The 21,310-nt window shown below is 70.0% G+C and carries 19 protein-coding genes; 8 read left to right on the top strand and 11 right to left on the bottom strand.

Going from position 1 to position 21,310, the window contains the following annotated elements; all coding sequences use genetic code 11:
- The 5 genes from AB0K21_RS05500 to AB0K21_RS05480 form a co-directional block, all read right to left on the bottom strand.
- On the bottom strand, positions 1-102 hold a 102-nt coding region (locus AB0K21_RS05500; protein WP_364148385.1), incomplete at its 3' end, for a SapB/AmfS family lanthipeptide.
- A gap of 49 nt (positions 103-151) precedes the next feature.
- Positions 152-283: a SapB/AmfS family lanthipeptide gene (locus tag AB0K21_RS05495; RefSeq protein ID WP_157594223.1), complete on the bottom strand. Its 132-nt coding sequence runs from the start codon at positions 281-283 to the stop codon at positions 152-154.
- Positions 284-287: 4 nt separating this feature from the next.
- Positions 288-2,924, bottom strand: coding sequence for a class III lanthionine synthetase LanKC (gene lanKC / locus AB0K21_RS05490; RefSeq protein WP_343963187.1), 2,637 nt, complete (start codon positions 2,922-2,924; stop codon positions 288-290).
- Between the two features lie 148 nt (positions 2,925-3,072).
- Complete coding sequence (locus AB0K21_RS05485) at positions 3,073-3,786, bottom strand: histidine kinase (protein WP_343963185.1); 714 nt, start codon at positions 3,784-3,786, stop codon at positions 3,073-3,075.
- A gap of 251 nt (positions 3,787-4,037) precedes the next feature.
- The gene (locus tag AB0K21_RS05480; protein ID WP_343963183.1) at positions 4,038-4,754 is read right to left on the bottom strand and encodes a M50 family metallopeptidase; all 717 of its coding nucleotides are present in this window, start codon (positions 4,752-4,754) and stop codon (positions 4,038-4,040) included.
- An 83-nt stretch (positions 4,755-4,837) separates the two neighbouring features.
- Here AB0K21_RS05480 and AB0K21_RS05475 point away from each other — a divergent pair, with 83 nt between their 5' ends.
- The 3 genes from AB0K21_RS05475 to AB0K21_RS05465 are packed head-to-tail and all read left to right on the top strand — an operon-like array spanning position 4,838 to position 7,404.
- A complete protein-coding gene (locus tag AB0K21_RS05475; protein WP_343963189.1) occupies positions 4,838-5,755 on the top strand; it encodes an amidohydrolase family protein in 918 nt (305 codons plus the stop codon).
- A gap of 16 nt (positions 5,756-5,771) precedes the next feature.
- Positions 5,772-6,248 carry a nuclear transport factor 2 family protein gene (locus AB0K21_RS05470; RefSeq protein WP_343963182.1) on the top strand — a complete coding sequence of 159 codons (477 nt, stop codon included), beginning with the start codon at positions 5,772-5,774 and terminating at the stop codon, positions 6,246-6,248.
- A gap of 10 nt (positions 6,249-6,258) precedes the next feature.
- Complete coding sequence (locus tag AB0K21_RS05465) at positions 6,259-7,404, top strand: magnesium and cobalt transport protein CorA (RefSeq protein WP_364148015.1); 1,146 nt, start codon at positions 6,259-6,261, stop codon at positions 7,402-7,404.
- A 42-nt stretch (positions 7,405-7,446) separates the two neighbouring features.
- On the opposite strand, the gene AB0K21_RS05460 is transcribed toward AB0K21_RS05465, so the two are convergent.
- Both AB0K21_RS05460 and AB0K21_RS05455 read right to left on the bottom strand, forming a co-directional pair.
- A complete protein-coding gene (locus AB0K21_RS05460) occupies positions 7,447-7,893 on the bottom strand; it encodes a DUF16 domain-containing protein (RefSeq protein ID WP_343963180.1) in 447 nt (148 codons plus the stop codon).
- Positions 7,894-8,028: 135 nt separating this feature from the next.
- Entirely contained in the window at positions 8,029-10,245 is a 2,217-nt protein-coding gene (locus tag AB0K21_RS05455; RefSeq protein WP_343963178.1) for a thiamine pyrophosphate-dependent enzyme, read from the bottom strand.
- Positions 10,246-10,500: 255 nt separating this feature from the next.
- Here AB0K21_RS05455 and AB0K21_RS05450 point away from each other — a divergent pair, with 255 nt between their 5' ends.
- A complete protein-coding gene (locus tag AB0K21_RS05450) occupies positions 10,501-11,370 on the top strand; it encodes a universal stress protein (protein WP_364148013.1) in 870 nt (289 codons plus the stop codon).
- Between the two features lie 6 nt (positions 11,371-11,376).
- Here AB0K21_RS05450 and AB0K21_RS05445 read toward each other — a convergent pair whose 3' ends face one another.
- Positions 11,377-11,964, bottom strand: coding sequence for a TetR/AcrR family transcriptional regulator (locus tag AB0K21_RS05445; protein WP_343963188.1), 588 nt, complete (start codon positions 11,962-11,964; stop codon positions 11,377-11,379).
- Positions 11,965-12,065: 101 nt separating this feature from the next.
- Here AB0K21_RS05445 and AB0K21_RS05440 point away from each other — a divergent pair, with 101 nt between their 5' ends.
- From AB0K21_RS05440 to AB0K21_RS05425, 4 genes are read left to right on the top strand one after another with little or no spacing between them, the layout of a single operon-like run.
- Positions 12,066-13,634 (top strand): carboxyl transferase domain-containing protein, encoded by a 1,569-nt coding sequence (locus AB0K21_RS05440; protein ID WP_343963176.1) that lies wholly within the window; start codon positions 12,066-12,068, stop codon positions 13,632-13,634.
- Between the two features lie 8 nt (positions 13,635-13,642).
- Positions 13,643-15,661, top strand: coding sequence for a biotin carboxylase N-terminal domain-containing protein (locus AB0K21_RS05435; RefSeq protein ID WP_343963175.1), 2,019 nt, complete (start codon positions 13,643-13,645; stop codon positions 15,659-15,661).
- Positions 15,662-15,698: 37 nt separating this feature from the next.
- On the top strand, positions 15,699-16,646 hold the full coding sequence (locus tag AB0K21_RS05430) for a hydroxymethylglutaryl-CoA lyase (protein WP_343963173.1): 948 nt from the start codon (positions 15,699-15,701) through the stop codon (positions 16,644-16,646).
- Positions 16,643-17,806: an acyl-CoA dehydrogenase family protein gene (locus AB0K21_RS05425; RefSeq protein WP_343963171.1), complete on the top strand. Its 1,164-nt coding sequence runs from the start codon at positions 16,643-16,645 to the stop codon at positions 17,804-17,806. The genes AB0K21_RS05430 and AB0K21_RS05425 overlap by 4 nt, the downstream gene beginning before the upstream one ends.
- Before the next feature lie 94 nt (positions 17,807-17,900).
- Here the strand turns inward: AB0K21_RS05425 and AB0K21_RS05420 are convergent, their stop codons facing one another.
- From AB0K21_RS05420 to mppR, 3 genes are all read right to left on the bottom strand, one after another.
- Positions 17,901-18,824, bottom strand: coding sequence for a hypothetical protein (locus AB0K21_RS05420; RefSeq protein ID WP_364148008.1), 924 nt, complete (start codon positions 18,822-18,824; stop codon positions 17,901-17,903).
- Positions 18,825-19,840: 1,016 nt separating this feature from the next.
- Positions 19,841-20,290 carry a helix-turn-helix domain-containing protein gene (locus AB0K21_RS05415; protein ID WP_343963168.1) on the bottom strand — a complete coding sequence of 150 codons (450 nt, stop codon included), beginning with the start codon at positions 20,288-20,290 and terminating at the stop codon, positions 19,841-19,843.
- A 187-nt stretch (positions 20,291-20,477) separates the two neighbouring features.
- Positions 20,478-21,308: an enduracididine biosynthesis enzyme MppR gene (gene mppR, locus AB0K21_RS05410; RefSeq protein WP_364148005.1), complete on the bottom strand. Its 831-nt coding sequence runs from the start codon at positions 21,306-21,308 to the stop codon at positions 20,478-20,480.
- Between the last annotated feature and the right edge of the window lie 2 nt (positions 21,309-21,310).

Below are 21,310 nucleotides of genomic sequence, written 5' to 3'. Positions count from 1 at the left end.
GGGCCGGCCGGACTCGCAGCCCAGGACGGTGAGGGTGCTGCCACCGCCGCCGCCGTGGCCGCCGCCGGGGGTCTCCAGGGACTGCAGGTCGAGAAGGACCATGGGAATGGCTCCGTTTCTGGGTTGTCTGGGTTTTCGTGGAACGGGAGGACTAGTGGCAGAGCAGCAGGCTCAGGTTGCTGGGCCGGCCGGACTCGCAGCCCAGGACGGTGAGGGTGCTGCCACCGCCGCCGCCGTGGCCGCCGCCGGGGGTCTCCAGGGACTGCAGGTCGAGAAGAACCATGTCGTTACACCTCCTTCGAGGGGTCGTAGGTGCCAAACCGTCCGGCGGGTCCGTGCGCGGACGCCCAGGCAGGGGCGTTCGTGCCGCCGGGCGGCTCGATGAAGGGGAGGAACGCCGGCCGGTCGTGCAGCACGGCGCTCATCGCGAACAGGACTCCGGCCGTGCCGGTCGCGAAGTCCATGGAGAGCCTGAGCAGCTGGTCGCCGGGAAAGGCCAGCCCGCCGCCGTGGGGCAGCGCGTGCCAGCCGAGCCCGCGCAGCTGCGCGGCCAGGTCTGGGTGGTCGGTGTGGAGGGTCTCGGGTCCCAGGCCCCAGCCGAGGGCGGCGAGCACGCCGCTCCTGCCGGTGAACAGGCCGGACTGCACGAAGTACCGTCCTCGGGTGACGAGCCGGCAGCCGTCGAGCGCGGTACGGAGGTCCGCGTCGTCGCGGTGGGCCAGGTAGCGGGCGAGCACCACGCCGATGCCCACGGACCCCTCGTCCAGGTAGGGCAGCGTGCGCCAGCCCTGGTCGACCTGGAGGGTTCCGTCCTCACCGGTGATGCAGCGCCGCAGGTCCTGCCGGAGCGCCGCGGCCGCCCGGTCGAGCAGCGACGTGTCGCCGGTGCGCTCGTAGGCGTGCAGGAAGAGAAGGGCGGGCCCGGAGGAGCCGTACATCAGCCCGGCGCGGGGATGGCTGCCGCCGCTGGTCTTCGGCACGTCGTCGGGCCCGCCCAGCCTGTCGGAGCAGATGTCGACGATCCGCAGGGCAAGGTCGGTGAAGGCCCGTTCGCCGGCGGTGGCGCCCAGATGGAGAAGGTTCAGGCCCATGCCCGCCAGGCCACCGAACAGCCCCAGCTCCAGCGCCTCCCACTTTTCGCGCAGGCACAGGTCGACGGTGTCGATCGCGTCCTGGCGGTGCCCGAGCAGGTCGAGGACGTAGGCCACGCCGTGCAGTCCGTCGTAGAAACCGACACCTGTTCCCGGAGCGGGGGCCAGCGCCCTGCGGCGCAGCCAGTCCTCGTGGGCCGGGAGGCGCTCGGCCCCGGTCACCGCCAGCGTGTAGAGCACGCCCGCGGCGCCGTACGCGAGGTTGACGCCCCCGCCGGGCTGGAACTGGGCGACGTCACCGGGGAACAGCCGGTCGTCGCGCTCGGGAGTGGCACTCGCCAGGATGGCCCGGGTCATCGCCTCCCTGAGCTCGGGCCAGCCGTCGTGACCCGGCCTCGGGAACGGTGTGACCGCCGCCGGAGCGGGGCCCGCGACGGTCAGGACCGCCTCGTCGATCACCTCGGGCGGCACGGGAAAGGTCTCGGTGATGAGCCTGGCCAGGTCGGCCACCTTGGCGCGGTCGAGCGGCAGCATGATCGTGAGCTGGGGGGCGAACAGGCCGAGGCAGAGGCAGGCGAGGGCGTAGCGGTCGACGTCCGTGCCCTGCCGGTCGGCCGGCGCGCCGAACGCCGGATGGGCGAGTGCCGCGCGGCCGCGATCGGTGCTGAAGGTCGCCACCTCGTAGTCGATCAGCACCAGGCGGCCGTCCTCGGTCACCAGGATGTTGTTCGGGTGCAGGTCGCCGAAGACCACTCCGCGTCCGTGCAGGGACTCGATCGCCCGCCGCACCTTGGGAAGCGTGTCGAGCACCCAGGCGGTGTACTCGGTGAGGGCCGTCTCGTCGCAGGTGGCCCTGGTCAGCGGGTATCTCTGGACGAGCTGCCGCTGGAGCGGGTTGCCGTCGACGAACTCCTCGACCAGGAAACGGTGCTCTCCCAGGGTGAAGTAGTCGATCAGTGCGGGTACCGCGTCCAGCCCGGACAGGTGCTCCAGCATGTCGCGCTCGTGTGCCAGCCGTGCCACGGCGTCCCGGCCGGCGGCGTCGAGACCGGCGTGCGGGCGGGCCTCCTTCAGCACGACCCGCTCCCCGGTGCGCAGGTCCTCGCCGAGGTAGACGCCGCCGCCGTTGGAGAACTGTATGACGCTCTCGATCCGGTACGGCAGGTTCTCGGTGGTGACCGCGTTGCGGGCGGCCAGGTGGGGTTCGAGGAAGGCGGGCAGCGCCACCCAGGACGGCACGCCGAAGGAGGGCTCGCGCACGTCGGGGACCAGCCGCCCCTCGCCGTCCTCCACGGCCGGCACCAGCTCGCCGTTGCCGGCCAGGCAGCGCCGCCCGGCGAACCCGCCGTACCGCACGAAGAGCGGGCCCTCGCCGTAGCGGAGGTCGCTGAGGATGTACGGCCCCTCGACACCCGCGAGCAGCTCGTCGAGCTCCTTCAGGGTGAGCTCCAGCTGTGCCTCGTCCACCGGGTAGATCGTCACGAGCTTGCCGCTGGCGCCGCGGGGGGCGGCCTTGGAGTTCAGCATGGTCATGACCGGCAGGCTGCGCAGGAACTTGAACGCGATGCCGCGGGGGACGCAGTAGTCCCAGACCGTCTCCATGGCGCGCTCGGCGTCCTCGGTGCGGGCCGAGACGTGGATCTTCCAGCCCTGGGCGGGGATGCGGCCGGCGAGCGGCGCGTAGTGCATCCAGGTGTCGGTCGCCTGGTGCTGCCAGCCGTCCGGGACCTCCCGGGCCGCGAGCGCGAAATCGGGGTGGTCGCTCCGTCGGCCGTCAAGCGTGTCATAAAAAAGCGGGTCCGCCAGGCAATAAAGCTCATACTGGTCATCCACGGCATTCTCCCCTGCTGTCTTCCAGAAGAGAGAATTACGGATAACCCGAGAAACCACTAGTTACAAGCTGAACCACTCGTATATGCGAAACGCACAGTGTCGACCGTGCATGCGGGTGCTACCTGCGCTTTCGGGAGAGACATGAAGGTTATTCGGAATAATTGCCGGGAACCTCGGCTATTAGGGTGAACCACCCGTCCGCACCGCCCGCCACCTGTACCGTGCCGCCCAGCTCGCCCAGGCGGTGGCGGAGGTTGCCCACCCCGCTGCCGGTGTCGCCGCGGGGGGAGGGCGCCTCCCGCCGGGGTGCCCCGTCGTTGACGACGGTCAGGCGTAGCAGGCCGCCGTGCTCGACCAGTTCGATCGCGCACCGCTTCACCTGGCTGTGCCGCAGCATGTTCGTCACGCCCTCGCGAACCACGGCGCCCAGCGCCGTGCTCACGGGCTCGGGCAGCTCGTCGGTGTCCACCCGAACCGAGCAGTAGGCCCCGAATCCCTCCATCAGCGCTCTGGCGCGGGCGGCCTCGCCGGGGAACGAAAGCCGGTGGCGGGCCGCGGAGACGTTCCGTACCGCGTGCGCGGCCTGCCGTACCGCCTGGAGCACCTCTTCCAGATCCTCGCGCAGGCGCGCGTCGCCGGCGGCCCGCCGATGGGCCAGTTCCCCCTTGACGGACGCCAGCCAGAGCCAGTGCCCCACGATGTCGTGCATGTCGCGGGCGAACCCCTCGTAGGCCCTGGCGAGGACGCGCTCCCGCTCGACGCGCAGGCGTCTGATCCGCAGGGTGAGGGCGAGCGTGACGCCCAGAGAGATCAGCAGGATGCCCGCCCCGGCCGTTCCGACGAGGTAGGCGGGGTGCGGCATGAAGCGCCTCTCGCTGAGGGAACGATATCCCTTCTAATAAACTCAAAAAAGTTGTTAAGTGTCAACCGAGAAGGGTGGTTGCTGCTTTCTTCCGAGAGGGAAACAATGGTGATGAATGGGCTGAGAATACGGTGACATAAACCGGGTGACAGGGGGTCCGGCCGCTGGTCGGAGCTTTTTGGTGCGCGTCGTGCAGCATGGCGAAATCACCCGGACCGACCTGGGGAAGGGCGTGGCGTCGGGAGGCGTGCTCACCAGGAGAGCTTGAACGCCGGAGGCAGCAGCAAATAGGCCCCGGCCACCAGGCAGGCGCCCGCGACCACCAGGAAGAGGAACACCCAGAACCCGCCGGGCAGAAAGGTCAGCCGGGCGAGCTGATCGGCGTCGGAGTCGGGCGCCCGGCCGTAACGCCGCTTGCGCTGCAACTCCACGATCGGCCGCACGCCTCCCAGCAGCAGGAACCACACGGCCAGATAGGCGAGGGCCGCGTCCATGTCGGGTTCGGCGTACCAGGTGAAGGCGGAGATCGCGCCCCCGGTCGCCAGCAGGCTCACCACGCCGAACAGGTTGCGGATCAGCAGCAGCATGCAGAACAGCAGCACGATCACTATTGCGATCAGCACCTCCACGTAGCCGGAGGAGGTCAGCCACGCCCCGCCCAGCCCCAGCAGGGACGGCGCGACGTATCCGGCGGCGGCGGTCAGGATCATGCCGGGTCCGCGGGGCCTGCCCCTGGTCAGGGTGACACCGGAGGTGTCGGAGTGCAGGCGGATGCCCTCCAGCTTGCGCCGGGTGAGCAGTGCCATCAGCGCGTGTCCGCCCTCGTGGGCGATGGTGATCAGCCCTCGCGACAGCTGCCACGAGGTGGACCACGACACCACGCCCAGTGCGGCCAGCGCGGACAGCAGCACGACCCAGAGGGGCGGCCCGGAACGGGCCGTGGTCAGGGTCACCCAGAGGTCGGACAACGCTCACTTCTCCTTCGCGGCATGAGAGCAAAGCGTCCCACGACTGCCGGTGTGCTGGCGATAAAGTCGAGGTCGTGCAGAACATGATTCCGGAACTCGCGGACGCCGACGTCCCCGCCTGGTGGCGTGGGCTTGGTCTGCCCGGCCTGGCGGACGTGCACGTCCACTTCCTGCCCGAGCGCATGGAGCGCCGGGTCTGGCACCACTTCGAGCACGGCGGCCCGCTGATGGGGAAAGGGTGGCGGATCCACTACCGGCTGCCCGCCGAGGCGCGGGTCGATCGGCTGCGGGCGCTCGGGGTGCGGGCCTTCTCCGCCCTCGCCTACGCGCACCGGCCGGGCATGGCCGAGAGCCTCAACGAATGGACGCTCGACTTCGCCCGCCGTACGGCGGAATGTCTGCCCTCGGCCACCTTCTACCCCGAACCTGGAGTCCTTGGCTATGTCCGGGACGCGCTCGGCCGTGGGGCGCGGATCTTCAAGGTCCACCTCCAGGTCGGCGACTTCGACCCCAGGAGTGAGGAGATCGACGAGGTGTGGGGGCTGCTGGCCGAGCGGGGCGTTCCCGTCGTGGTCCACGCCAGCTCGATCCCGCTGCCCGGCCGCTGCACGGGGCCGGTGCCGGTCGGCGGGGTGCTGGCGCGCCATCCCACCCTGCCGCTGGTCGTGGCGCACCTCGGCATGCCGGAGTACGACGAGTTCTTCGAGCTGGCCGAGACCTTCCCGAACGTGCGGCTCGACACCACGATGACCTTCACCGACTTCGCCGAACGCGGCGCGCCGTTCCCCGCGCGCCTCCGGCCGCGCCTGCGTGACCTCGGGCTGGCCGGCAAGGTCCTGCTCGGCAGTGACTTTCCCAACATCCCCCACCCCTACGCCCACCAGCTCCACGCACTGGACAGGCTCGACCTGGGCGACGACTGGCTCCGTGCGGTGTGTTGGAACAACGCGGACAATCTCCTTGACCTTTCGGCGCACTACACTCGGTCAGCAGGACATTGATGATCGGGAGAGACTCGTGAACGACCGAAACGCCGAGCTCATCAAGACGTTCTATGGCGCCTTCGCACGCCGTGACGCCGACGAGATGGAGCGCTGTTACCACCCCGACGTCACGTTCGGCGATCCCGTCTTCCAGGATCTCGAAGGACGCGACAGGGTCATGGGGATGTGGCGGATGCTGCTCGGCCGCAGTGCCGACCTCGGGGTGAAGGTCCGCGACATCGCCGTCCGCCGGCACGAGGGCACCGCGCACTGGACCGCCAGTTACACCTTCGGAAAGACGGGCAGGAGGGTCGTCAATGAAATCGACGCCCTCTTCCGTTTCGAGGACGGACTCATCGTTCGCCACCACGACGACTTCGATCTGCGGCGCTGGTCCAAGATGGCCATGGGCATGCCGACCGGGATCATCCTCGGCTGGACCCCGATGCTCAGGGCCAAGATCCGCAACACCGCGATGCAGTCGCTGCAAGAGTTCATGACCACCCGATAAGGAGACATGTGTGACCGACCGGCGAGTGCGGGGCCTGCGAAGCCTGATGCGTGGGCGTTCCGGCGCCGGTGGGGAGTCCCCCGAGCGTTCGATGGACCCCAGATCCGCCGGTGACGGGCTGCCGGTCCCACCCCGCTCGCGCGTCATCGACAACGCGATCTACGTCAACGGGCACCGCGCCGCCACCCCCAAGTCTCTTCCCGACGCCTTCGAGTGCCTGAAGAACACCCCGGGCAGCATGGCCTGGATCGGCTTCTACCGGCCGGAGGAGAGCGTCATCCTCGACGTCGCCGAGAAGTTCGACCTGCACGAGCTGGCGGTCGAGGACGCCATCGTCGCTCACCAGCGGCCCAAGGCCGACCGCTACGGCGACACCCTGTTCGTGGTGCTCCGCCCCGCCAGGTATCTCGACGAGGCCGAGGAGGTCGACTTCGGCGAACTGCACGTCTTCGTCGGCCAGAACTTCGTGATCACTGTACGGCACAGCGAGACCCCCGACCTGTCGCAGGTCCGCCGCAGGATGCAGCACGACCCCGACCTGCTCGGCCAGGGGCCGCAGGCGGTGCTCTACGCCATCCTCGACGCGGTGGTGGACGGCTACGCCCCCGTGGTCGCCGGTCTGCAGAACGACATCGACGAGATCGAGGTGCAGGTCTTCGGTAACGAACCCGGGGTCTCCCGGCGCATCTACGAGCTGTCGCGCGAGGTGATCGAGTTCCAGCGGGCCACCCAGCCGCTGCTGGGCATGATCGAGGGTTTCATCGCGGGGGCCGCCAAGTACGGGGTGGACGAGGAACTGCAGAGATACCTGCGGGACGTGGCCGACCACGCGATCACCGTCGCGGAGCGGGTCAGCGGCTTCCGCCAGATGCTCCATGACATCCTCGTGGTCAACTCGACCATGGTCGCCCAGGCCCAGAACGAGCACATGACCAGGCTCACCGAGGCGAGCAACGCCCAGAACGAGGAGGTCAAGAAGATCTCCGCCTGGGCCGCCATCCTGTTCGCCCCCACCCTCGTCGGCACCATCTACGGAATGAACTTCGACGTGATGCCCGAGATCCACTGGACGTGGGGCTACCCCTTCGCGGTCCTGCTCATGGCGGGCGTCTGTCTCACCCTGTATCTGGTGTTCAAACGCCGAGACTGGCTCTGAGCCCGGGCACCTCCCGGGAGGTGCCCGGGCTCATCCGCATCGTCAGCCGAGCTTGGCCAGGATCAGGTCCAGCTTGCCTTCCATCGAGTCCATCCGGCCTTCCATGGAGTCCATCCGGCCCTCCATGGCCCCCATCCGGGCATCCATCTTGGTCTCCAGGTTGTTCACCTTGGTGTCGAGGCTGTCGACCTTGGTCTCCAGGCTGTTCACCTTGGTCTCCAGGCCGTCGACCTTGGTGTCGAGGCCGTCGACCTTGGTGTCGAGGCTGTCGACCTTGGCGGAGAGCGCGGAGAGGTCCTCCTTGGTGGCCATCCTGTTCATGATCTCTTCGAACATCGGCGCGGTGTAGGTCATGACCTCCTCGCGGACGATCTTAGGGAGATCATTCAGGGTCTCCTTGATGTACGCCAGGTCTGCGCTCGTCTTGAAGGCATGGGCCTCCAACTCCGTCAGGCGCTGACCTGTGTTTCCAATCGCGACTCCGGGCATGGTACCTCCTGCTCAGGGGGAAACGGAGGGCTGTCCGGCTTCGGGTCGGAGCCACGGTCCGTAACAGCGCGCATCCAATTGAACACGTACGGATGACATGGTGGAGGCGGGTTCCGGGATTTCGGTCCGGCGGAATCAGCTGAGCAGTTTGCGGGCGGCGGCCTCGATCTCGGCCTCGGAGAGCAGCACGTGCCTGGCCGCCTCGCCCAGCGGGATGAAGCTGTCGGAGGAGGTCACCCGGGCGATCCTGCCGGTGAAACCCGCGTCGATCAGCTCGGTGACGATGCTCTCCGAGACCCCGCCGGTACGGCGGGTCTCGTCGGCGATGAGCACCCTCCCGGTCAGTTCGGCGGCCCGCATCAGATCCTCCACCGGCAGGGGGGAGAGCCAGCGCAGGTCGAGCACCCGGCAGCTGTGCCCCTCGGCGGTGAGCCTGACCGCGGCGCGCAGGCTCATCCGCAGGCCGTTGCCGAAGGTCACGATCGTCAGGTCGCGGCCGTCGCCGTAACTGCGGGCGCGCCCGATCGGGATGTGCGTCTCCGCCCAGCGGGCCGGGGGCGCGTACGGGGAGAGCCAGCCGTTGTCGCCCTCCTCGAACATGTCGCGGGTGCCGTACAGCGCGATGGGCTCAAGGAAGACACAGACGCTGCCGTCGGTACGCGCGGCGGCCAGGCAGGTGCGCAGCATCGAGGCGGCGTCGTCGGGACGCGCGGGGGAGGCCACGACCAGGCCGGGGATGTCGCGCAGCGCGGCGACGGAGTTGTCGTTGTGGAAGTGGCCGCCGAAGCCCTTCTGGTAGGCGTAGGAGGCGACGCGCAGCACCATCGGGTTGCGGAAGGCACCTCGGGAGAAGAACTGGAGCGTCGCGGCCTCGCCGCGGATCTGGTCCAGGGCGTTGTGCAGGTAGGCCAGGTACTGGATCTCGGGCACCGGCAGCAGGCCGGAGACCCCCGAGCCGAGTGCCAGGCCGAGCACCGCCTGCTCGTCGAGGTGGGTGTCGAAGACCCGGCCGAGACCGAAACGTTTCTGCAGGCCGCGGGTGACGCCGTAGACGCCGCCCTTGCGCGCCACGTCCTCGCCGAAGACCAGCACGTCGGGGTGGGCGGCCAGGGCGTCGGTGAGGGTGCGGTTGATGGCCTGGGAGAGGGTCAGCGGCCCCTCCTGCTCGGGGAGCCTGCCGCCGAAGGCCCTCGCCCTGGCCTCGGGAACCGCGACGTTCCTGCTGGCCGAGGCGACGGCGGTGGGGGTGCGCGGGGCCAGCGGTTCGACGATGTCGAGGGCGGAGACCAGCCGGGGCCGCCGTGAGCTCTCCATGGCCATCTTGAACAGGTGCTCGCGCGTCGTCTCATAGCGGAGCAGCAGCTCGTCGGGGGTGATCAGACCGGCCTCGACGAGCAGTCTGGCGGTCGCGACGAGCGGATCGCGCGCGAGGTCGGCGTCGATCTCCCGTTTGGTCCGGTAGGAGAGCTCCACGTCCGAGCCCGCGTGGCCCATCAGCCGGACGGTGCCGACGCGCAGCAGGGCCGGTGCGCGGTTCGAACGGACGTGGTCGGCGGCGGCCAGTGCCACGTCGTGGACGTCGGCCAGGTCGCAGCCGTCGGCCTCGAAGTACCGCAACAGCGGGTGGTGGGCGGCCTTGACCCAGCCCTCGGGGGTGCGCACGCTGATGCCCAGGCCGTTGTCCTCGCAGACGAACAGGATCGGCAGCGCCAGTTTCCGGTAGGAGCCGTAGGCGGCGGTGTTGAGTCCCGACAGGGCGCTGGCGTGGTTCGTCGAGGCGTCGCCGAAGCTGCACATCGCGATCGCGTCGGCCGGCCACGGCCCCGGCAGGCCGAACTGGCGGGTGCGCTCGATGGCGAAGGCCACACCCACCGCGCGCGGCAGGTGGCTGGCGATCGTGGAGGTCTGCGGGATCACCGCCAGGTCGGGATGGCCGAAGACCTTGTGCCGCCCGCCGGCCATCGGTTCCTCGGCCGAGGCGGTCAGGCCGAGCAGCACGTCGCGCATCCCCTCCTCGGGCAGCCGTCCCGCCATCGCCGACCGGGTCAGGTAGAAGGCGCCGGACCGGTAGTGCGGGAGGGCGGGGTCGGTGACGCGCAGCGCGGCGGCGATCGCGGCGTTGCCCTCGTGTCCGGCCGAGCCGATGGTGTAGAAGCCCTGCCCCTGCTCGCGAAGCCAGCGGGCGGTGACGTCCAGCAGCCTGCTGCCCAGCTGGAACTCGAACAGCTCGCGGCAGCGGGCCCCGGTCAGGGTCGTGCCCTCCCGTACGGGAAGGCCGGGATCGCGCGGCGCCCCGGGAGAGAGGGCGGCCACGGTCTCGGTGAAGTGGGTCTCAACAGTGTCGCGCGCCACAGCCCGATTATGTCCTCCCCGGCGGGCGCCGTCCTCAACCTTGACATCTTTGGTGCGGCGGGGTCATGGATCGGCCTCATTCAACAATTTTCCATGACAGGTTGTCAGAATTTACCGCTGATTATCGGAAACAATGGGCAAGGGGGTGCCTTTGCCGGTGCGAGCCGGAAAACGAGGCAAGACTTGTGAATGGTCGCCTTACCGAGCGTGCGGATCAGTGAAGTATGGAAGGAGTGACGCGGGAGGGGAGCCGCAATGCTGGTACAGGACGACGAGCGGCCGGTGGTGGTCGGATACGACGACTCCGTGGAGAGCCGGCGGGCACTGCGCTGGGCCCTTGAGGAGGCCCGCCTCAGGTTCCTTCCGTTGCTGATCTGTCACGCCTGGCAGTGGCCCTACCCGATGCTCTCCGTCACCCATGAGACCACCGCGGTCATCCGGCGCATGGGTTCGCACATCCTGGAGAGGGGGCTGGCCCTGGCGCACGATCTGGCCCCCAGGGCACAGGTGCGCGGCCAGCTGGTGGAGGGGTCGCCGGGGGCGGCCCTGGTGGGCGTGTCGAACACGGCCGAGCTGGTCGTGATCGGCCCGCGCGGCTCCGGTGGTTTCGACGAGCTGAAGATCGGCTCGACGACGGTCCAGGTCGCCTCGCACGCCCGCTGCCCGGTGGCCGTCGTCAGGCAGCCGGGCCACCTCCGCACCGACCGCGTCGCGATCGCCGTGGAGGACGCGCACCTGGAGTCGGCGGAGCTCGGTCTGGCCTTCGAGGAGGCGACGCTGCGCAGGGCGACGCTGCTGGTGATCTGCCTCTGCCCCGAGGACACCGACGACATCCGGCCGGTGGCGGTCCGCTTCAACACCAACGTCGCGCTGTGGGAGGAGAGGTATGCGCAGCTGGAGGTGGAGACCATGATCGAGACGAGATCCCACGTCGAGGTGCTCCGTCACGCGGCCGACCGCTCGGACCTGATGGTGGTGGCCGACCGGGAGAACGACGACCCGCCGGGCCTCGCCATCGGCCCGGCCTGCCAGATGCTGCTGCGCGAGGCGCCGTGCACGGTCATGGTGTACCCCTCGCAGGCGTGGCTCACCTCCCCGCGCAAGGGTGCTCACATCATGAGTTAATGGTCGCTAACCTTGGGGGGCGGCCAGCGCCGCGCGGGCCATGCCGCGCAGCAGTTCGGCCATCGCTGCGGGCGGCAGTTCCCCGGCGCTGTGCGGGGTGGAGTTGAGCAGCCCGAAGACGGCGTGGGTCGCGGCGCGCAGTTCGGCCTGGGAGCGGCCCGGGTAGAGCTCGCTCAGCACGGTGACCCACTCCTCGACGTACAGTCTCTGCAGCCTGCGGATCCGTCGCCGGGCGGGCTCGGGTACGTTGTCCAGCTCCCTGTCGTGCACCGTGATCAGCGCCGGGTGGTTCAGCGCGAATTCGATCTGGCAGCCGAGCAGGGCGTTCAGGGCCTGCTCGGCGCCGGCCGCCTCGGTCACGCGGCGGGTGCCCGAGGCGTGCAGGCGCTCGCTGACGTCCAGCAGCATCTCGGAGAGCAGGGCCTCCTTGCCGCTGAAATGCCGGTAGAGGGCCGGGCCCGAGGTGCCGACCGCGCCGCCGATGTCCTCGATCGAGACACCGTGGAAGCCGCGCGCCGCGAACAGTTTCGCCGCGGCGTCCAGGATCTCGGCGCGCCGCGAACCGCGATTGCGGGTAGCGGGCTGGGCAGTCATCACCTTCCGTATGGTAGACGGTAACGTTAATAATGACTAACATCTGCGGTGAGTTAGTGATCGTTAACCCAGCGGCGACGGAGCCGGACAGGAGGGCCCGCATGAGTGGCTGGCCGGTGCTGCGAAGCACCTGCGACCCGGGTGGCGAGGGTTTCAAGCGCAACGCCGAGGTCAACGAGCGGCTGGTCGCCGACCTCGGGGAACGCGTCGCGGCCGCGAGGCTGGGAGGTCCGGAGAAGTCACGCGCCAGGCACGTCTCCCGGGGCAAGCTGCTGCCCCGCGACCGCGTCGACTCCCTCCTCGACCCCGGCTCGCGCTTCCTGGAGCTCTCCCAGCTGGCCGCGGGAGGGATGTACGGGGACGAGGCGCCCGCCGCCGGGATCATCACCGGGGTGGGCCGCGTCTCCGGCCGCGAGTGCGTGATCGTCGCCAACGACGCCACCGTCAAGGGCGGCACCTACTACCCGATCACCGTCAAGAAACACTTGCGGGCCCAGGAGGTCGCCCTCCACAACAACCTGCCCTGTGTCTACCTCGTCGACTCCGGGGGCGCGTTCCTGCCCAAGCAGGACGAGGTCTTCCCGGACCGCGAGCACTTCGGCCGGATCTTCTACAACCAGGCCACCATGTCGGCGCGCGGCATCCCGCAGATCGCCGCGGTCCTCGGCTCCTGCACGGCGGGCGGCGCCTACGTCCCGGCGATGAGCGACGAGGCGGTGATCGTCCGCAACCAGGGCACGATCTTCCTCGGTGGCCCGCCGCTGGTGAAGGCGGCCACCGGTGAGGAGGTCAGCGCCGAGGACCTGGGCGGCGGCGACCTGCACGCCCGGGTCAGTGGCGTCACCGACCACCTGGCCGACGACGACCGCCACGCGCTGAGGATCGTCCGGGACATCGTCTCCACCCTCGCGCCGCGCACGCCCTCCCCGTGGGAGCGCCTGCCGTCGGAGGAGCCGGTCTGCGACCCCCGCGACCTGTACGGCATCGTCCCCGCCGACACCCGCACCCCGTACGACGTGCGTGAGATCATCGCCCGCATCGTCGACGGCAGCAGGTTCGGCGAGTTCAAGGCCGAGTACGGCAGCACGCTCGTCACCGGGTTCGCCCGCATCCACGGCCACCCCGTCGGGATCATCGCCAACAACGGCATCCTGTTCGGCGAGTCGGCGCTCAAGGGCGCCCACTTCATCGAACTGTGCGACCGGCGCAACACCCCGCTGGTCTTCCTGCAGAACATCAGCGGGTTCATGGTCGGCCGGGCCTACGAGGCGGGCGGCATCGCCAAGCACGGCGCGAAGATGGTCACCGCCGTCGCCTGCGCCCGGGTGCCCAAGTTCACCGTGGTCGTCGGCGGCTCGTTCGGGGCCGGCAACTACGCGATGGCCGGGCGCGCCTACTCGCCCCGGTTCCTGTGGATGTGGCCCGGAGCCCGGATCTCGGTGATGGGCGGCGAGCAGGCCGCCAACGTCCTGTCCACGGTCGGCAACGCCGACCCCGACGCCATCCGCGGGCAGTACGAGGAGCAGGGCAACCCCTACTACTCCACGGCCCGCCTCTGGGACGACGGGGTCATCGATCCCCTCGACACCCGAACCGTCCTGGGCCTGGCCCTGTCAGCCTCGGCCAATGCCCCCCTCGACCCTGTCGGCTACGGCGTCTTCCGGATGTGACCGCACCCATGACCCACCCATCAGCACCCCGCCGGATGTTCGACACCGTCCTCGTCGCCAACCGCGGCGAGATCGCCCTGCGGATCACCCGCACGCTCAGCAGGCTGGGCATCCGTTCCGTGGCCGTGCACAGCGACGCCGACGCCGGGGCGCGGCACGTCCGCGAGGCCGATGTCGCGGTACGCCTCGCCGGCGGCTACCTCGACGTCGACGGCATCCTCGCCGCCGCGGCGGCGACCGGAGCCCAGGCCGTGCACCCCGGTTACGGCTTCCTCGCCGAGAACGCCGCCTTCGCCCGGCGCTGTGCCGAGGCCGGGCTCGTCTTCGTCGGCCCGCCGCCGGAGGCCGTCGAGGCCATGGGCGACAAGATCCGTGCCAAGGCCACCGTCTCCGCGGCCGGCGTCCCCGTCGTTCCCGGCGGAGCCGAACCGGGCGACGACCTGGCCGAGGCCGCCGAGCGGATCGGCTTCCCCGCGCTGATCAAACCCTCGGCGGGCGGCGGGGGCAAGGGCATGGTGCTCGTGCGCTCCGCGGCGGAGCTGCCGGAGGCGCTGGCGTCCGCCCGCCGCACGGCCGCCGCCGCGTTCGGTGACGCGACCCTGCTGATCGAGCGGTTCGTGGAGAACCCCCGGCACATCGAGATCCAGGTGATGGCCGACGCCCACGGCGGCGTCATCCACCTGGGCGAGCGCGAGTGCAGCCTGCAGCGCCGCCACCAGAAGATCGTCGAGGAGGCGCCCTCCCCGCTTCTCGACGCCGCGACCAGGGCCGCGATGGGCGCCGCGGCGGTCGAGGCCGCCAGGTCCGTCGGCTACACCGGCGCCGGCACCGTGGAGTTCATCGTCCAGGGCGCAACCGGCGACTACTACTTCATGGAGATGAACACCCGCCTGCAGGTGGAGCACCCCGTCACCGAGCTGGTCACCGGCCTGGACCTGGTCGAGCTCCAGCTCAGGGTCGCCGCTGGCGAGCCCCTCCCGCTCACCCAGGAGCAGGTGCGGCTCGACGGTCACGCCGTCGAGGCCCGGGTCTACGCGGAAGATCCCTTCCGGGGCTTCCTGCCTACCGGAGGCCGGGTCCTCGCACTGCGCGAGCCGCCCGGCGTGCGGGTCGACTCCGGCCTGCTGGCCGGGGGCGTGGTCGGCAGCGACTACGACCCGATGCTGTCGAAGGTCATCGCCTGGGGACCGGACCGGGTGAGCGCCCTGCGGCGGCTCGACGGGGCGCTCGCGGCCACCGCCGTGCTCGGGGTGCCCACCAACATCTCCTTCCTGCGCGCCCTGGTCGGCCATCCCGCGGTGGTCGCGGGAGACCTCGACACCGGCCTCGTCGAGCGCCACCTCGACGAGCTGGTCTCCCGTGCGGGCGTCCCCGACGACGTGCTGACCGCCGCGGCCCTGGTCCTGCACCGCGAGCACGTCCCCGCGGGACACGCCGACCCGTGGGACGTCCCCGACGGCTGGCGGCTGGGCGAGGCGGCGTGGACCGTCTACCGGCTGGAGAGCCGCGACGGGGTCCACGAGCTCAGGGTGCGCGGCCTGCCCGCCTCCGGCGCCGAGGTCCTGCTCTCCGGCGTCCCCTCCGGTGACGGCGACGGCGCAGGGGCCGGCGCCGAGACGGTACGGGCACTGCTGGCCGACGAGGGCGACGACCTGCTCGTCACCCTGGGCGAGACCGCGAGGCGCTACGCCGTCGCCAGGGACGGCGACACGGTGTGGCTCGGCCGCGACGGCGACGCCTGGGCGTTCACCCACCGGCACCTGGGTGATCCCGGCGACCGGGCGGGCACGGGCGGTCCGGGGGACGGCCTGGTCCGCAGCCCGATGCCGGGCACCGTTCTGCTGGTGAAGGTGGCCGCCGGTGACCGGGTCACCGAGGGGCAGCCGCTGCTCATCGTGGAGGCGATGAAGATGGAGCACACCGTGACCGCGCCGATCGACGGGGTCGTCGCCGAGCTGCGGGTCCGGACGGGCCAGGCGGTCGGCATGGACGCCGTGCTGGCCGTGGTCGGTGGACAGGAGCGGTGATGCACGCCGTACCGGGACGTCGGAGGGGCGAGGGGGCATGATGCGCGAGCCGCAGCGGATCGGGGCGGAGGGACTGCCCGAGCGGGTCACGATCTACGAGGTCGGGCCGCGCGACGGGCTGCAGAACGAGGCGGCGGTGGTCCCCGCCCGGGTCAAGGCCGAGTTCATCGCCCGGCTGGCCGCCGCGGGACACCGGGTGATCGAGGCCACCAGCTTCGTGCACCCCAAGTGGGTGCCGCAGCTCGCCGACGCCTCGGAGTTGCTGACGGCCATGGAGCGGGTCCCCGGTGTGCGCTACCCGGTGCTCGTGCCCAACGAGCGCGGCCTGGACCGTGCGCTCGAACACGGCGTCGAGGAGATCGCGGTCTTCGCGAGCGCCACCGAGACGTTCGCGGGCCGGAACCTCAACCGGACGCTGGAGTCGCAGTTCGACATGTTCGAGCCGGTGGTCGCACGGGCGCTGGCGCACGGGCTGAAGGTCAGGGCGTACGTGTCGATGTGCTTCGGCGACCCCTGGGAGGGCCCGACGCCGATCGCCCAGGTCGTCTCCGTCGGGCGCAGGCTGCTCGACCTGGGCTGCTTCGAGCTGTCGCTCGGTGACACCATCGGGGTCGGCACCGCCGGTCACGTCGCCGCGCTGATCGAGGCCTTCGGCGACCCCTCCCGGCTCGCGGTCCACTTCCACGACACCTACGGCCAGGCGCTGGCCAACACCCTCACCGCGCTGCGGGAGGGGGTGACCGTGGTCGACGCCTCCACCGGAGGCATCGGCGGCTGCCCGTACGCCGAGAGCGCCACCGGCAATCTCGCCACCGAGGACCTGGTCTGGATGCTGCACGGTCTCGGCGTCGAGACCGGCCTTGATCTTCCGTCGCTGGTGGAGACCAGCACCTGGCTGGCCGGCAGGCTCGGCCGCCCCAGCCCGTCGCGGGTCGTCCAGGCCCTGGCCGGGAGCCCGTCCCGCACCCCCGTGGAGAAGGAGTGACCATGCCCAAGCTGACCGACGAGTACGAGGAACTACGCAAGACCGTCGAGGCGTTCGCCCGCGACGTGGTGGCCCCGGTGATCGGCGACCTCTACGAGCGCGAGGAGTTCCCCTACGACATCGTGCGGCAGATGGGCGCGATGGGCCTGTTCGGGCTGCCGATCTCCGAGGAGTACGGCGGTATGGGCGGCGACTACTTCGCGCTCTGCCTGGCCCTGGAGGAACTGGCCAGGGTCGACTCCAGCGTGTCGATCACCGTCGAGGCCGCGGTGTCGCTGGGCGCCATGCCGATCTACCGGTTCGGCACGGCCGAGCAGCGCGCCGAGTGGCTGCCCAGGCTGACGTCGGGCGAGATGCTGGGCGCCTTCGGTCTCACCGAGCCGGGCGGCGGCTCCGACGTGCCGGGCGGCATGCGTACCACGGCGGTGCTGGACGGCGACGAGTGGGTGATCAACGGCACGAAGGCGTTCATCACCAACTCGGGCACCGACATCACCGGCGTCATCGGGGTGGCCGCGATCACCGGTGAGCGGGCCGACGGGAAGAAGGAGATCTCCACGATCCTGGTGCCGGCGGGCACCCCGGGCCTCACCGTCGCCAGGAAGTACTCCAAGGTGGGCTGGAACTGCTCCGACACCCGCGGGCTCTCCTTCGACGACTGCAGGGTCCCGGCGCGGAACCTGCTCGGCGAGCGTGGGCGCGGCTACGCGCAGTTCCTGCAGACCCTCGACGAGGGCCGCATCGCCATCGCCGCCCTCTCCACCGGGCTGGCCCAGGGCTGCGTGGACGAGTCGCTGCGCTACGTCCGCGAGCGCCGGGCGTTCGGCCACCCCATCGGCCACTACCAGGCCATCCAGTTCAAGATCGCTGATATGGAGGTGCGCACCCACACCGCCCGCCTGGCCTACCACCACGCCGCGGAGAAGATGCTCGCGGGGGAGCCGTTCAAGAAGGAGGCGGCCATCGCCAAGCTCGTCGCCGGCGACGCCGCCATGGACAACGCCCGCGACGCCACCCAGATCTTCGGCGGCTACGGGTTCATGAACGAATACCCGGTCGGCCGCTTCTACCGCGACGCCAAGATCCTGGAGATCGGCGAGGGCACCAGCGAGGTCCAGCGCATGCTGATCGCCCGGGAGCTGGGACTCGGCGACCTCTGAGTGCTGGAAGGCGGCGGGCCCGGTCGCGGGTGAGGGGACCGGGCCCGCTTCGACGAAGCCGGACGGGTTGACGATCGCCCAGGACCGAGGCGACTCAGTCCACACGGGTGAAGGTGATGTCGAGCTCCGCGACCACGCGCTCGCCCACCTCGGCCCAGCAGCGGAAGTCATGGTCAGCGCCCTCGCGGGTACGGCGGTGCGCGCTGAACCTCACCGTTTGCCCCGCGTAGGCGAGGCTATGCGCTACCAGGCGTACGCCCTTCGTCACGCAGCGAGCCGATGGCGCACCCTCCAGCCGGCGCAGCAGTGCGGTGGCCACTCGCGTCATGCCACCGGCGACAACGGCCACCGGCATCGCCGGGTGCAGGGCGAAGTGGCCCTTGCACATGTCCGCTGTCACCGGGCCCAGTGTGGCACTGAGGCATTCGCCGTCCGGGTGCCAGTCACGCAGTGCCAGGGGCTTGCCGTACGGGTTCTGCCGCAGCTCGGCCCACTCCTCGGGCGCGCGCCGGACTCCGTCGTCGAGGCGTGGCTCGCGACGCATGTCCACACGCGCCTTGGCGAACAGACGCGTGAAGGTGGCGGCCGGCAGCACGTCGTAGTCCACATCCAAGCGCATCAGTGGAGTGCCGTCGGGCGAGGACAGCAGCGTGTGTGCTTTGGCGGTGCGCTCGCCGGTGTGCTCCGCCTGCGCCGAGCCCCGGAGCAACTCCGAGGCGCGCGCCTGCGGCTCCGGGTTCAGCCACTGTCCGCGGGCGCCCGTTGCCAGGTAGAAGTGCTGGCCCTCCCGAGGCGCCACCACGGCCGCGGCGCATGAGCCAAGAATCGCCAGGTGGCGGCCCGCTTCGGCAATGCCGATGCAGCCGGCCTCCATGTCTGGGTCCTGTTGCACGGGCACCCCGGCCGCCACCTCGCCCTGCCCTATCACCGTGACGTCCTTGAGGGCGAAGTAGGGGTCTCTCACGCAGATGCGTGAGTAGAGCTCGGATGCCGTCAGTACCGTATGCGGCTCCAGCACGGGCAGGCCCCGGGCAGGCCCAGGGGTCACAGAGAAGGCGGCAGGAGCGGCGGGCGTATCGGATAGGGAAGCCGACCTCGTTTCGGAATGCCGCGCCGAAGAGCCTTGATCGGTAACTTCCGTATTCCCTGACATTGGAAACCTCCGCTTTTTTATCAAATTCGGAAAAATATGCAACTCTACGCGATTTCCGGCCGACGTCGTTTCTGAATCGACGCAGAACTGAAGTGACTCTTCGCGTCTTGGTGGATTCCGCGGTCGACCGGTTGCTCGACATCGTTGGGCTCGGCTGCGCGGAGCGATAGGAGATGTCTCCGACCTGGTGAAACACCAGGCAGGTCGAGAGCGCGCCCAACGGATCGTCGCGGAGCGTTATGAGGTGAGGGCGGTTTCCGGACTCCGGTCAGGCCCTGGAACGGCCTGACCGGAGTGCGCTCGCCGGCATGTCCGTCAAGCGGGGTTCGTTCCTGAAGAAGACGGGCGGTTGCCGCCGGTGTTCCTTCATCGGGTGTAGTGGCCGGTTGTCCCCGCGGTCGTTTACCACGGGTGGGTGTCGGGGCACTTGAGGAACAGGTTGGTGCCGGTCCGTGGTTCTAGGATCTTGCCGGTCCTGATGGTGACGACCGGCGGCCGAGGCCGGGAGCGCTGGGACAAGGAGCCCACCGGCCGGGGCGGCGGCGACCGCCACACCGATGATTCCGCGTGTTCTCATGACTTTCTCCTTCACTTCCTTGCCCGAGGGCGGGGAAAGTCGTGCCGGAACAGCGTGAGCGGGCGAGACCGCAGTTTTTCGCGCCGTCGTATCCGGTCACCATGATTTCTCCCTCAGGAGATCTCCCGGAGAAGTCTTCTCACACGATCTTGGGTGCGACTTAAACTTTACTTGGACACCGGTCCGAACAGGTCGGTGCGTCGTCGACCGCCCGGCGGGAGCGGTGCGGGATACCGGAGGATGAGCGGGCGAAGGCGAGGGTGGCGTCCGCGGGCCTGCCTGCCTCCGCGAGGAGGACGGGCGCTCACGACTTCTCCGTGGTGTCGGGCAGTCCTTCCAGCTCGCGTACCCGCTCGATCATCTCGGTGATGGCGTTCAGGCTCCTGGGGGAGAGGCCGGCCGCGCGCAGCGCGAGCTGCCGGACGTGCGTGTCCCGGATGGCGGTCAGCAGCGCGAGTTCGGCGTCGATCCGCTCGGCCGCCGTGTCGTCGAAGAAGTAGGCCGGAGGGACGCCGAAGAATCCCGCCAGGGCTTCGAGGTGTCGTTTGGTCGGGTTGTCGCGGATGCCTTTTCGCAGCTGCCAGATGTAGGTGGCCGATATGGTCGGGCCGCCGGCCGCGCGAAGCGCCTCGGCGACCTCCTCGAAGCTGTACTCGCCGCCGTCGCGCGGGTGGACCGTGTGGAAGAGATGGTTCAGCTTCGCCGCGAGGGTCCGCCGGGTGTCCGGCGAGTCGGCCGGCGAGGTGTCTGGCATGTGTCCTTCCCGCGCGGACCGGCCTGGGCAGGCTCGGGTCGCAGCTCGAAGGATACCAGGGCGTCAACTGGGATGGATAGCGGTGTGTATATGGGCCAACAACAGTTTGTTGTTCCGGAGGATCGGTCGCCGAGAGGTCCGCCGGGCGAACATCAGATGAAATATCTTGATTTTTCGCAGGGGGCCGTCACCTGTCGTCATCCGTCAGCGGTCGGCCGTGATGCAGCGTCTCCGCGTAGGAGAACACGTACCCCCTGCCCACCTCGACGGGGGCCAGGCCGGCCAGGTCGGCGTCCGGCACGTCGAGGAGGCGCAGGTCGGCCGATCCCGCCCAGATGTCGGAGAACTCGATGTCGGTGACCTCCGAGACGACGAGCCGGTTCAGCGGCGCCTCCGACGGCACCCAGGAGGGGAACAGCCGGGTGTGCACCAGCGGGACCGTGTGCAGAGGCGGCGGCCGGTCGATCCGGCCGTCCAGCGTGACGGTCGCCTCGGCGGTACGCCGTCCGTCCACGGACAGGACCCCGCCGAACCGTCCCCCGCCGGCCAGCCGGGGACCCGCGCGGCCGACCGCCACCGGCCGGATCTGGTGCACGGTGCCGAACTGCTTGGGCATGCCCTGGATCCAGCCGCGCATCAGCGGGACCGGACTGTCCACCCAGGCGTACGGGCATCGCGCGAGATGCCGCCCCCGGTACCGGCAGGAGATCAGGATCAGGAACTCGGCGAACCGGCATCGCGCCGGGTCGGCCAGTTCGGCTCCGGACTCCGAGCACCACTGCCACTCGGCGAAGATCGCGGCGGCCTCGCCGGGGTCGGGTCCCGGTTCCAGTTCGGGCGGCAGGAACCGTGCGGCCGCGGCCGGGTCCACGCGATAGTCGACCATGATGACGTCGCCGGAGAAGTGCCAGGGCGGCGGGGTGACCATCGCCGAGCCCCCGGAGGGGGAGAGCGGCAGGGTGTAGCCGTGCGGACCCGCCATCGGATTGGCAGGGGTGGTCGTCTCGATCGATCGCATGC

This window comes from Streptosporangium sp. NPDC049248 (assembly GCF_040678965.1).
Lineage (GTDB): Bacteria > Actinomycetota > Actinomycetes > Streptosporangiales > Streptosporangiaceae > Streptosporangium > Streptosporangium fukuiense.
Note: the sequence above shows the minus strand (reverse complement) of the source record. Positions and strands in the feature narration are given on the sequence as shown.